This window comes from Pseudomonas sp. (genome assembly GCF_030683065.1).
Taxonomy (GTDB): Bacteria; Pseudomonadota; Gammaproteobacteria; order Pseudomonadales; family Pseudomonadaceae; genus Aquipseudomonas.
This window is the reverse complement of sequence record NZ_JAUXMX010000064.1, coordinates 1-12,240: the sequence shown is the minus strand read 5'-3', so window position 1 is coordinate 12,240 and position 12,240 is coordinate 1. Positions and strand designations below refer to the sequence as shown.

At 62.7% G+C, this 12,240-nt stretch carries 9 protein-coding genes; 5 read left to right on the top strand and 4 right to left on the bottom strand.

Going from position 1 to position 12,240, the window contains the following annotated elements:
* Nucleotides 1–140: 140 nt before the first annotated feature.
* Complete coding sequence (hydA, locus tag Q8K09_RS20825) at nucleotides 141–1,580, bottom strand: dihydropyrimidinase (RefSeq protein WP_305256916.1); 1,440 nt, start codon at nucleotides 1,578–1,580, stop codon at nucleotides 141–143.
* 598 nt (nucleotides 1,581–2,178) lie between these two features.
* Between hydA and Q8K09_RS20820 the strand changes: the two genes are divergently transcribed.
* From Q8K09_RS20820 to Q8K09_RS20805, 4 genes are all read left to right on the top strand, one after another.
* Entirely contained in the window at nucleotides 2,179–3,666 is a 1,488-nt protein-coding gene (locus tag Q8K09_RS20820; RefSeq protein WP_305256915.1) for an NCS1 family nucleobase:cation symporter-1, read from the top strand.
* A 129-nt stretch (nucleotides 3,667–3,795) separates the two neighbouring features.
* Nucleotides 3,796–5,079 carry a Zn-dependent hydrolase gene (locus tag Q8K09_RS20815; RefSeq protein WP_305256914.1) on the top strand — a complete coding sequence of 428 codons (1,284 nt, stop codon included), beginning with the start codon at nucleotides 3,796–3,798 and terminating at the stop codon, nucleotides 5,077–5,079.
* A 99-nt stretch (nucleotides 5,080–5,178) separates the two neighbouring features.
* Complete coding sequence (locus Q8K09_RS20810) at nucleotides 5,179–5,565, top strand: MAPEG family protein (protein WP_305256913.1); 387 nt, start codon at nucleotides 5,179–5,181, stop codon at nucleotides 5,563–5,565.
* A gap of 101 nt (nucleotides 5,566–5,666) precedes the next feature.
* Nucleotides 5,667–6,116, top strand: coding sequence for a cytochrome c (locus tag Q8K09_RS20805; RefSeq protein ID WP_305256912.1), 450 nt, complete (start codon nucleotides 5,667–5,669; stop codon nucleotides 6,114–6,116).
* Nucleotides 6,117–6,367: 251 nt separating this feature from the next.
* Here Q8K09_RS20805 and ligB read toward each other — a convergent pair whose 3' ends face one another.
* The 3 genes from ligB to Q8K09_RS20790 all read right to left on the bottom strand — a co-directional run bounded on the left by ligB (nucleotide 6,368) and on the right by Q8K09_RS20790 (nucleotide 10,365).
* Nucleotides 6,368–8,041, bottom strand: coding sequence for an NAD-dependent DNA ligase LigB (ligB, locus tag Q8K09_RS20800; RefSeq protein WP_305256911.1), 1,674 nt, complete (start codon nucleotides 8,039–8,041; stop codon nucleotides 6,368–6,370).
* Between the two features lie 104 nt (nucleotides 8,042–8,145).
* A complete protein-coding gene (gene metK / locus Q8K09_RS20795; RefSeq protein ID WP_305256910.1) occupies nucleotides 8,146–9,336 on the bottom strand; it encodes a methionine adenosyltransferase in 1,191 nt (396 codons plus the stop codon).
* Nucleotides 9,337–9,348: 12 nt separating this feature from the next.
* Nucleotides 9,349–10,365 (bottom strand): metalloregulator ArsR/SmtB family transcription factor, encoded by a 1,017-nt coding sequence (locus tag Q8K09_RS20790; RefSeq protein ID WP_305256909.1) that lies wholly within the window; start codon nucleotides 10,363–10,365, stop codon nucleotides 9,349–9,351.
* Nucleotides 10,366–10,560: 195 nt separating this feature from the next.
* Between Q8K09_RS20790 and tkt the strand changes: the two genes are divergently transcribed.
* A partial coding sequence (gene tkt / locus Q8K09_RS20785) for a transketolase (protein ID WP_305256908.1) occupies nucleotides 10,561–12,240 on the top strand: 1,680 nt, incomplete at its 3' end.

Below are 12,240 nucleotides of genomic sequence, written 5' to 3'. Positions count from 1 at the left end.
CCTCTGCGGGCCGGTGTGGCGGAATGGCTTGCGGATATTTTTGTAGGAGGGGCCGGGCGGCGTTCCGCTTTAGCCGCGACAGATCTTGAACTGTCCGCATTTTCGCGGCTAAAGCCCCTCCCACGGACCTAGGTTCTGCCTTAGCGCTCGACGGCAGTCGGGCGATTCTTTTCGGCGCGTTTGCTTAGCAGGTCGAACACCGCCGGGTAGGCCGGGCGCTCGACATAGCGGCCGGCGCCGCGTTCGGCGCGCAGGTCGCCATCGACCCAGACCAGCTTGCCCCGGCTGATGGTGTGGCTGGGCACGCCGCGCACGGTCTTGCCTTCGAAGATGTTGAAGTCGACCTGCTGGTGATGGGTTTTCGCCGAAATGGTCCGCGTGCCTTCGGGGTCCCAGAGCACCAGGTCGGCATCGGCGCCAACGCGTAGTGAGCCTTTGCGCGGGAACAGGTTGAAAATTTTCGCGGTGTTGGTGCTGGTCAGCGCAACAAAGTCGTTCATCGACAACTTGCCGCTATTGACCCCTTCATCCCAGAGCACCGCCATGCGGTCTTCGATGCCGGCAGTGCCGTTGGGGATCTTGCTGAAATCGTCGCGCCCGGCGGCTTTCTGGTCGGCGCAGAAGCAGCAGTGGTCGGTGGCGGTGGTATGCAGGTTGCCCGATTGCAGGCCGCGCCAGAGCGCCTCCTGATGCCCGCGCGGACGGAACGGCGGACTCATCACGTAGCCCGCGGCGGTTTGCCAGTCGGGGTGGCGGTACACGCTGTCATCCAGCAGCAGGTGGCCGGCGAGCACCTCGCCGTATACCGGCTGGCCCTTGGCGCGGGCATAGGTGATTTCATCCAGAGCCTCCTTGGTCGAAACGTGCACCAGGTACAGCGGTGTGCCGAGGGTTTCGGCGATGCGAATGGCGCGGCTGGCGGCTTCACCTTCAACTTGCGATGGCCGCGACAGCGGGTGCGCTTCCGGTCCGGTCATCCCTTGGGCCAGCAGCTTGTTCTGCAGGTGATAGACCAGTTCGCCATTCTCGGCATGCACGGTGGGCACCGCGCCCAACTGCAGGCAGCGCTCGAAGCTGGCGACCAGGGTGTCGTCGGCGGCCATGATGGCGTTCTTGTAGGCCATGAAGTGCTTGAAGCTGTTGACCCCGAATTTCTCCACCAGCTCGCCCATCTCGGCGGCGACCTGCTCGCTCCACCAGGTGATGGCGACATGGAAGCCGTAGTCGGACGCTGACTTCTCCGCCCAGCCGCGCCAGGTGTGGAAGGCTTCGAGCAGCGATTGCTGCGGATTGGGAATCACGAAGTCGATAATCGAGGTGGTGCCGCCGGCCAGTCCGGCAGCGGTGCCGCTGAAGAAGTCTTCGCTGGCCACCGTGCCCATAAACGGCAATTGCATATGGGTGTGCGGGTCGATGCCGCCAGGCATCAGGTACTGGCCACTGCCGTCGAGCACCTGACAGCCTGCGGGGGCGTCGAGGTTGTCGCCAATGGCCTGGATCAGGCCGTCGGCGCAGAGCACATCGGCGCGGTAGCTTTCCTCATGGGTAACCAGGGTGGCACCACGGATCAACAGCGACATAGCGAGTTCCTCTCAGGCAGACCGGTGCGTGCCGGTTCTTGGTGTTATGACCTGTCTGGCGAGAGGGATTCAATTCCTGTCACGCCTGACAGGAATTGAATCTAGTCGCTGCCAAACGATTGATCAAGAATATTTTTTAATGCGTTTAAATGTTTTTAAGTCATTGAAAATAAACATAAAAATACACATAAAAGCAAAATGGTGCACGGCCTCACCATTTTGACGCACTTGACAAGAACCAAATATGGTCAAGATTTCCTATTGAAAATCAGCCGGTTGAGCGCGAGCAGTGAGTCGCTCCGGGTGATGGCAGAACCTGTGTCTGCACCAGTTTGAATCCTGACTGGTCAGACAGGCTTCTTTGGTTCTCTACTGGCAAGCTGCCGAAAACCATTGAGGAGCGCAGGCCGTTTTACATAGCTGTTATTAATCAGTTGGTTAGCTCGTTTTTAAGGGCTTTTTAGTGGGTGTGTGAAGTTTTCGGCACGCTTATTGATTGTCGCCGTTACCGAGCTGGCCGGTCCTGAGACGTAAAAACACTCCGGCCATCGGCTCCGCCTGATGAGCGAACAATCAGAACAATTCCTGGAGAGGCCTCATGCAACAGAGCAGATCGCAAGTGACCGAGCGCGACGGCTTGTACGAACTGGCCGCTGGCCCCGACGTACTCGACAGCCCGCGCTATAACCCTGATATCGCCCCGACCCAGGTGCATGAGCGCACCTGGAACAAATGGCATATCACCGCGCTGTGGGTCGGCATGTCGATCTGTGTGCCGACCTACACCCTGGGCGGCGTATTGACCGCCTATTTCGGCCTGTCGGTGAGCGAGGCGCTGCTGGCGATCCTGCTGGCCAATATCATCGTGCTGATCCCGCTGACGCTGAACGCCTTCCCCGGCACCAAGTACGGCATCCCGTTTCCGGTGTTGCTGCGTTCCTCGTTCGGGATCATCGGTTCCAACGTGCCCTGTCTGATTCGCGCCGTGGTGGCCTGCGGCTGGTTCGGCATCCAGACCATGTTCGGCGGCCTGGCCATCCACCTGTTCCTCGGTTCGATCTTTGAGGGCTGGAAGAGCCTGGGCGGCACCGGCGAGGTGATCGGTTTTATGGTCTTCTGGACGCTCAACTTGTGGGTGGTGCTGCGCGGCGCAGAGTCGATTAAATGGCTGGAAACCCTCTCCGCACCGCTGCTGGTGCTGGTCGGTGCCGGCCTGCTGGTGTGGGCGCTGCCCAATGTGTCGATGAGCGAATTGCTGGCGCAGCCGGCCAATCGTCCTGAGGGCGCTGGTGTGACCAGTTACTTCCTTGCCGGGTTGACCGCCATGGTTGGCTTCTGGGCCACCTTGTCGCTGAACATCCCCGACTTCAGCCGTTACGCCAAGAGTCAAAAGGATCAGATCATCGGCCAGATCATCGGCCTGCCGCTGACCATGTTCCTGTTTGCTTCCCTCGGTGTGGTGTTGACTGCCGCCTCGGCCTCGCTGGTCGGGGAAACCGTCTCCGACCCGGTCAGCCTGATCGGTCATATCCAGAGCCCCGGCTGGGTCGCCCTGGCCATGGCGCTGATCATCGTCGCCACGCTGTCGACCAACACCGCGGCGAATATCGTCTCGCCGACCAATGATTTCCAGAACATCGCGCCCAAGCTTATCAATCGCACCAAGGCGGTGATCCTAACCGGCCTGATCGGCCTGGGCCTGATGGGCCATGAACTGCTGAAAAAGCTCGGCCTGCTGGTCTCCGACCTGAGCCTGGAAAGCGTCTATTCCAACTGGTTGCTGGGCTATTCGAGCCTGCTCGGGCCGATTGCCGGGATCATGGTGGTGGACTATTTCTTGATCAAGAAACAGCAGCTCGACCTAGCCGGTCTGTACCGTGATGACGTTTACCCCGCCTGGAATCTGTTCGGCTTTATCGCCTTTGGTGTGCCGGTTGCCCTGACCCTGCTGTCGCTTGGCAGCAGCGCGTTCAGCTGGTTCTACGACTACGGCTGGTTCACCGGCTCCTTCCTCGGCGGGCTGATCTATTTCGGCCTGTGCAGCCTGCGAAGCGCGCAGCCGGTAGTGGCCAAGGCCCCGGTTTAAGGCCGCAGCATCGCGGGCAATGACAGCCCGCACCTGTAGCAGCGGGCCATGCCCGCGATGCAATCCAGCAGACGCGCCCAGCTCCAGCGGGCGCGTCACAGACAACTAGAAAGGCCCAAGGAGAACACCATGAACACTGCCGTTGACGTTCTGCAATCCAGCCAGCCACACATCAACAGCGAGCGCCTCTGGCAATCGCTGATGGAGCTGGCGCAGCTCGGTGCCACCGTCAAGGGCGGCGTTTGCCGCCTGGCCCTGACCGACCTTGACCGCCAGGCGCGCGACCTGTTCGTGCGCTGGTGCGAGGAGGCCGGTTGCACGGTGACGGTTGATGGCGTCGGCAATATCTTTGCCCGCCGCCCAGGACGCAACGCCGCCCTGCCGCCAGTGATGACCGGCAGCCATATCGACACCCAGCCCACTGGCGGCAAGTTCGATGGCTGCTTCGGCGTGCTGGCCGGTGTCGAGGTGCTGCGCACCCTCAATGATCTGGGCGTGCAGACCGAAGCGCCATTCGAGGTGGTGGTCTGGACCAACGAGGAAGGCTCACGCTTTGCCCCGTGCATGATGGGCTCGGGCGTGTTTGCCGAGAAATTCACCCTGGCAGAAACCCTGGCCAAGCGTGATGCCGAGGGCATCAGCGTCGGCGAGGCCTTGAACGCCATCGGCTACGCCGGCACACGTGCGGTGACCGGTCATGCGGTCGGCGCCTATTTCGAGGCGCATATCGAGCAGGGGCCGATCCTCGAAGACCAGGGCAAGACCATCGGCGTAGTGCTCGGCGCACTCGGGCAGAAGTGGTTCGATCTCAATCTCAAAGGTGTTGAGGCCCACGCCGGGCCGACGCCGATGCACCTGCGCAAGGATGCGCTGGTCGGCGCCGCTGCCGTGGTCGCGGCGGTCAATCGGGTGGCGCTTGAGCATCAGCCGCATGCCTGTGGCACGGTCGGCTGCCTGCAGGCTTATCCCGGTTCGCGCAACGTGATTCCCGGTGAAGTGCGCATGACCCTGGATTTCCGTCACCTGGAACCCGCGCGGCTGGATTCGATGATCGCCGAGGTGCGCCAGGTGATTGAGGCAACGTGTGCCAAGCATGGGCTGAGTTTCGAATTGACGCCGACGGCGGACTTTCCACCGCTGTATTTCGACCAGGGTTGCGTCGAGGCGGTGCGTGGCGCCGCCGCAGGACTGGGCTTGGCGCATATGGATATCGTCAGCGGCGCCGGGCATGACGCGATCTTTCTCGCCGAACTGGGTCCGGCCGGGATGATCTTTGTGCCGTGCGAAGGCGGTATCAGCCACAACGAAATCGAGAATGCCGCACCCGCGGATTTGGCCGCCGGCTGTGCGGTGCTGTTGCGGGCCATGCTCGCTGCCTCAGCGGCGCTGGCCGAGGGTAAACTGGCGGCCTGATTGGCCGATACGCCATCGGCTGCTTGCGATTGGGTCATGGACGACCACTGGTCGGCAGTGCAAGCTTGTGGGCCGCTGTCCTCAAGCTATGGAGTCGCCATGACAACTGCCTACTGGTGCGTGCTGGTCGCGCTGTTTCTGCCTTACCTGTCGACCGTCACGGCCAAAGCCGTCAGTGGCGGCTTCAGCCCGCGACACAATTACGATCCGCGGGCTCTACTGGATAATCTCAGTGGCATCGGCCGGCGCGCCAACAATGCCCAGCTCAACAGCTTCGAGGTCACCCCGGCGTTTGCTGCGGCGGTGATCATCGCCCACCTGGCCGGCGGCGCCGAGCAGGCCTTGCTTGATCAGCTGGCCATCGCCTTCGTGATCAGTCGTCTGCTCTATTTGCTCTGTTACCTGGCTGACTGGGCCGCTGCTCGCTCGTTGGTATGGTTCATCAATATGGGGCTGATCATCAGTTTGTTTGTGGTTGCGGCTTGAGTTGCTGACATCTGCGGCAAAACACCACGCTTGGCCTGCTGGCAATGGATGGCGATACTGTTTGCCGTTATTTGGCCCAAGCTGTTTGTCGTGAAGGTGTTATGAAGCTGAAAAGCCTGTTCCTCGTTGTGCTTGCCCTGACCCTGAGTGCTTGCGGGGGAGTTGATCCGAACTCACCGCAGGGCCAGCGCCAGGCCATTTTCAAACAGATGCTCCAGGTCAGCGAAGACCTTGGCGGCATGCTGCGCGGGCGTATTGCGTTTAAGGAGCAGCGTTTCGTCAGTGGCGCCGCCGAACTTGATCAACTGGGTCGCACGCCTTGGCAGCACTTTCCCCAGGTCAAGGAAGAGGGCGGTGAGACCCGCGCCAAGGATGAGGTCTGGCAGCGTCAGGCGCGGTTCCAGCAACTGGCCCGCGAGATGGAAGCCGGCACTGCCGCGCTGGTTGCCGCGACTGCCGTAAGCCCGCTGAAAAGTGCCGACCTTGTCGTGCCTGTGCAGCGCGTCGAGGACAGCTGCAAAGCCTGCCACGAAGAGTTTCGCGCTTACTAGCGCACATCACGCCTGATCTTGCGTTTTTTGTAGGAGCCAGCTTGCTGGCGATCCCTGCAGATCAATAGCATCGTCGGAGTGCCGAACCACAGCAAACTGGCTCCTACAGTGTCCATATGTTTGGCGCGACACTGGGAGCCTGTTGTCTCGCGGCCTGACCCCGGGCCGGGTCGCGCATCGGCGTGGCTAGGTGGTGCGCGCGGCGCACCCTACGTGGATTGGCCCGCGTGCCAAGTGTCCTGCTGAATCGCTTAAAAACCGTCGACGCCTGCCGTGCGCAGTTGCTCGCGCAGAGCCTGTACCTCTGGGTGTTGAAAGAAGGCCTGCAGTTGCGCTGCGCGGCTCGGGCCGATGCCCGGCTGGCGCTGCCACTGCGCGTTGCTGCGTTGCGCCAGTTCGTTCCAGTTGTCGGCCAGTGGCGCCGTACCGCTGGGCGGCAGACCGAGCGCGTGCAGCCAGTCGGCAAAGGGGCGTTGCCGGGCCAGGGCAAAGCTCTGTTCCAGCGTGCTGGCGCTGCGCGGGCCTAAACCGGGCACCTCGGCTAATTGCACGGCGGAGAGCGTCAGCCAGTCGAGCAGGCCGTCGAGTTGCTGCGCCTGCAGCAGCTTGTCCCAGGTGCCGGGGCCGACCCCAGGTAACGCTAATCCCTGTTTGCCACTGAGCCAGGCCAGGCGTGCGCGGAACTGGCTGGTACAGGCCGGCGTTATCCGCCAGCAGCTCAGTGCATGGTGGTCGTCGCTTTGCGGTGCCTGCACTGCAGGACGCTGCTGGCTGCGCCAGACCACACTCTGCAGTTTGGGAATGGTCAGCCCGGCCAGCTGGATGGCGACCTGATCGCCGGGGCGAATGTCCAGGGTCTGCCAGCGCTGCAACGAGCCGAGGCTGACATATTCGATCCGGCGTTCGTCCAGTCTGATCGGCTGCAAGCGCAGCACCGGGGTGATCCGCCCGCTGCGGCCAATGCGAAAATCCACCGCCTGCACCACCGTCAGCGCCTGAGTCAGCGGGTATTTCCAGGCCGCCGCCCAGTGCGGTGGCTCGGCTTGCCAGCGCTGTGCTGGCGGTCGATTGCCCTGGCGCAGCACCACGCCGTCGCTGGCGAAGGGCAGCGCGCTTCGGTACCAGTGCTGGTGCCAGTGCCTGGCCTCGCTAAACGAGCGGATCGGCTGGCTGAGTTGCGCGCTATCGGCAAAGCCTAGTGCGTCGAGTTGCTGCAGGCGCTCGCGCATCTCGGTTGGACCATCCGGCCAGTCCCAGACGAACAGGCCGATACCGGCGGCGTGTTCGTCGTCGAGCGTTTGCCGTGCCAGCAACCCGGCGACCCGGCCGCGTGCGCCCAGACCGCCGGCCTCGGCCTGTACATGCTGGGGCAGGCGCCAATAGAGTTCGCCTTGCAGGGTCAGGTTCTGCGCCGCCTGCAGGCGTTGCGGGATCGCGGGCAGGCGGCGCGCCTGGGCCGTCCAGTCCTGGCCGCTACGGCCGTCACCACGGCTGATGACCTGGTGCAGGTGGCCGCCGCGGTAGACCAGAGTGACTGCCACGCCATCGACCTTGGGCTGGATCCACAGGTCGCTGCGTGTGGCGATCCAGTCCTGCACGGCGGCGTCATCCGCCAGCTTGCGCAGCCCGGTCTGCGCCACCGGATGCAAAGTCCGCCCGGTGTTGCCGGTCAGGGGGTCGGCCGGCAGCGTGCCGATCCCGGCAAAGCAACTGCGCCACTGCTCCAGCCGGACGAGCGCCTGATCGTATAGTTCGTCGGCCACCAGGGACGTGCCCTGGCGGTGGTAGGCCTGGTCCCAGGCGGCGATCTGTTCGCTGAGTGCGCTTATCTCACTCTCGGCACGCGCGGCAGGCCACTCCGGGCAGGGCGCGGCCAAGGCATCAAGGGCAAGCGCTAACAGGAGTGGCGCGATCCAGGTCTTCATCATGAGCTTCCTTGCTCGGGGACTAGGCTTTACAGCCTAGTTGGTTTTTGCCAGACAACAAAAAGCCCCGCGCGGGGCGGGGCTCTCGGTCTTGCAGGTGGGCTTTACAGACCGCCAGCCGCGCGCAGTTCGGCGGCCCTGTCGGTTTTTTCCCAGGTGAAGGCGGTGAAGGTGTCGTCGCCGACGCTCATCTCAACCGGGATGCGGCCGAAGTGACCGTAGGCGGCGGTTGCCTGGTACATCGGGTGCAGCAGGTCGAGCATGCGGGTGATGGCGTAGGGGCGCAGGTCGAAGTGCTCGCGTACCAACTGAATGATCTTGTCGTCGCTGATCGTGCCGCTACCAAACGTGTTGATCGAGATCGAGGTCGGTTGAGCCACGCCGATGGCGTAGGACACCTGGATCTCGCAACGCTCGGCCAAACCTGCAGCGACGATGTTTTTCGCCACATAGCGCCCGGCGTAGGCCGCCGAGCGGTCAACCTTGGATGGGTCTTTGCCGGAGAAGGCGCCGCCGCCGTGACGGGCCATGCCGCCGTAGGTGTCGACGATGATCTTGCGCCCAGTCAGGCCGCAGTCGCCCACCGGGCCGCCGATGACGAACTTGCCGGTCGGGTTGATGTGGTACTGCGTATCTTTGTGCAGCAATTCTGCCGGCAGGGTGTGCTTGACGATCAGCTCCATGACCGCTTCCTGCAGGTCGGCCTGGCTGATTTCCGGGTTGTGCTGGGTCGACAGTACAACGGCGTCGATACCAACCACCTTGCCGTTTTCATAGCGGCAGGTGACCTGGGATTTGGCGTCCGGGCGCAACCACGGCAGCAAACCGGACTTGCGCGCTTCGGCCTGGCGCTCTACCAGGCGGTGGCTGAAGACGATAGGCGCGGGCATCAGCACGTCGGTTTCGTTGCTGGCGTAGCCGAACATCAGGCCTTGGTCGCCAGCGCCCTGGTCTTCCGGCTTGGCCCGGTCGACACCCTGGTTGATATCCGGGGACTGCTTGCCAATGATGTTGATTACGCCGCAGGTGGCACCGTCAAAACCAACGTCGGAGCTGGTGTAGCCGATGTCGCAGATGACGTCGCGGACGATCTGTTCGAGATCGACCCAGGCGCTGGTGGTGACTTCGCCGGCGACAATCGCCACGCCGGTCTTGACCAGGGTTTCACAGGCCACACGGGCGTTTTTGTCCTGGGCGATGATGGCGTCGAGCACCGCATCGGAAATCTGGTCGGCAATCTTGTCCGGATGGCCTTCGGAGACGGATTCGGAGGTAAAAAGGGAGTATTCGCTCATCGATCGGTTTTCCTATTGTTTACCGGTGACGGTGGCCCGCAGGCCGCTGTTTTCATAGGGGTTGGCAAAGTGCCGCACCTGAATCTGGAAGCCGTTGCGCAGGCCCACATACAGGCTTTCTCTGGGGGTCAAGCCTGCTGCGATGGCCCAGTGGGCCAGGTCGTCCTGTTCGAAGCCCAGCCAGAGATCACCGCAGGCCTGTTTCGCCCAGCTTTGGTTGTGGCTGCAGAGATCGGTGATCAGCAGGCTGCCGCCGGGTTTTACCCGCAGTGCCAGCTGTTTTAGTGCCTCGGCCGGGGCGGCGAAATGGTGCAGGACCATATTCAGTACCAGGCAGTCGGCAGGCGGATAGTCATCATTCAAGGCATCGGCTAGTTGCAGTGCAACATTGGCCAAACCGTCCTGTTCACAGCGCATGCGTGCCAGTTCGAGCATCGCCGGGCTGTTATCCAAGGCAGTCACCCGGCTGAAGCGCTTGGCCAGTTCGGGCAAAAAACTGCCGTCGCCCGGGCCGATTTCCAGCGCCGTGGCGGATGCCGCAAAGGCCAGGGAGTCGAGCAGCGAGAGCAGGCTGTCGCGGTACTGCGGCAGGCCGACGATCAGGTCTTGCTGGGCCTGGAAACTGGCCGCCGTACGGGCGAAAAAATCCCGGCTGGCAGCGGCGCGCTGGCTGTGCACTCCGGCAATCCGCTCCTGCACGTCGCTGGGCAATTGCAGGTTATCCACTTCATCAAGCAGGGCCGCATGCAGGCGACTACCCGGATGTTCGTTATTGGCCAGGGCGCGGCGGTAGAAGATCGCATTGCCTTCGCGGCGGGTGGCGACCAGTCCGGCCTGGGCAAGCACCTTCAAGTGATGGCTGATGCCCGATTGGCCGATGGCGAAAATCTGCGCCAATTCCAGCACGCCAAAGGAGTCGTTGCTCAGCGCGCGGAGGATATTCAGGCGCAACGGGTCGCCGCTGGCCTTGCACAGGGCGGCAAGGGCGTCGACAGGCTCGAAGGTCAGATGTGGCGCGCGCATATTCATAATGCCGAGTAGTCTAGTCGGTCATTTTTCATCCAGCAATACCAATATCAAAAAGTTTTGATATTGGTATTGCTGGCGCAAAAGCCAGAAAACATTGGCTCTGCGACTATCTGTCATTGCCCCGACGGGCTCCACTGGGCGAAAATGGGCGCCTTTTTCGACCTTCCTGTTGCAAAACCCGTAGGAGATTCAGTGATGCCCAGCCGTCGTGAGCGAGCCAATGCCATTCGTGCCCTCAGCATGGATGCCGTGCAGAAAGCCAACAGCGGCCACCCGGGTGCCCCTATGGGTATGGCGGATATCGCCGAAGTGTTGTGGCGCGACTACCTCAAGCACAACCCGAGCAACCCGAGCTTCGCCGACCGTGACCGCTTCGTGCTGTCCAACGGCCATGGCTCGATGCTGATCTACTCGCTGCTGCACCTGACCGGCTATGACCTGGGCATCGAAGACCTCAAGCAGTTCCGGCAGATGCACAGCCGTACCCCCGGTCACCCGGAATATGGCTACACCCCGGGCGTGGAGACCACCACGGGTCCGCTCGGCCAAGGTCTGGCCAATGCCGTGGGCTTCGCCCTGGCGGAAAAAGTGCTGGGCGCGCAGTTCAACCGCGACGGCCATCCGATCGTCGACCACTTCACCTACGCCTTCCTTGGCGACGGCTGCATGATGGAAGGCATCAGCCATGAAGTCAGCTCGCTGGCCGGTACCTTGGGTCTGGGCAAGCTGATCGCCTTCTACGACGACAACGGTATTTCCATCGACGGCGAAGTCGAGGGCTGGTTTACCGATGACACGCCGAAGCGCTTCGAGGCCTACGGCTGGCAGGTGATCCGCAATGTCGACGGCCATGACGCCGAAGAAATCAAGATCGCCATCGACACCGCGCGCAAGACCCTGGATCAGCCGACCCTGATCTGCTGCAAGACCACCATCGGCTTTGGTTCGCCGAACAAGCAGGGCAAGGAAGACTGCCACGGCGCACCGTTGGGCGTTGACGAAATCGCCCTGACCCGCGCCGCTCTGGGCTGGAACCATGGCCCGTTTGAAATCCCCGCGGATATCTACGCCGAGTGGGACGCCAAGCAAGCCGGTGCTGCCGCTGAGGGCGAGTGGGATCAGCGCTTTGCCGCCTATGCCGCCGCCTACCCGGAACTGGCCAGCGAATTCACACGTCGCATCGCCGGCGAGCTGCCAGCCGATTTCGCCGAGAAAGCCGCTGCCTATATCCAGGAAGTTGCCGATAAGGGCGAAACCATCGCCAGCCGCAAGGCCAGCCAGAATGCATTGAATGCCTTCGGTCCGCTGCTGCCAGAGTTCCTCGGCGGTTCCGCCGACCTGGCCGGCTCCAACCTGACCCTGTGGAAGGGCTGTAAGGGCGTCTCTGCGGAAGACGCCTCCGGCAACTACATGTTCTACGGCGTGCGCGAGTTCGGCATGAGCGCGATCATGAACGGCGTTGCCCTGCATGGCGGCTTCGTGCCCTACGGTGCGACCTTCCTGATCTTCATGGAATACGCGCGCAATGCGGTGCGCATGTCGGCGCTGATGAAAAAGCGCGTGCTCTATGTGTTCACCCATGACTCCATCGGTCTCGGCGAAGACGGCCCCACCCACCAGCCGGTGGAGCACCTGGCCTCCCTGCGGGCCATGCCGAACCTCAATGTCTATCGCCCGGCGGACGCCGTGGAGGCCGCCGAGTGCTGGAAGCTGGCCCTATCGACGCCCACCACCCCCTCGATCATGGCCCTGTCGCGCCAGAAGGTGCCGGCCGCCCGGACCGAGCCTGCGGGTGAAAATCTGTCCGCCCGGGGCGCCTATGAGCTGCGCGCCGCCGATGGCGAGGCCAAGGCCACCCTCTTCTCCACCGGCTCG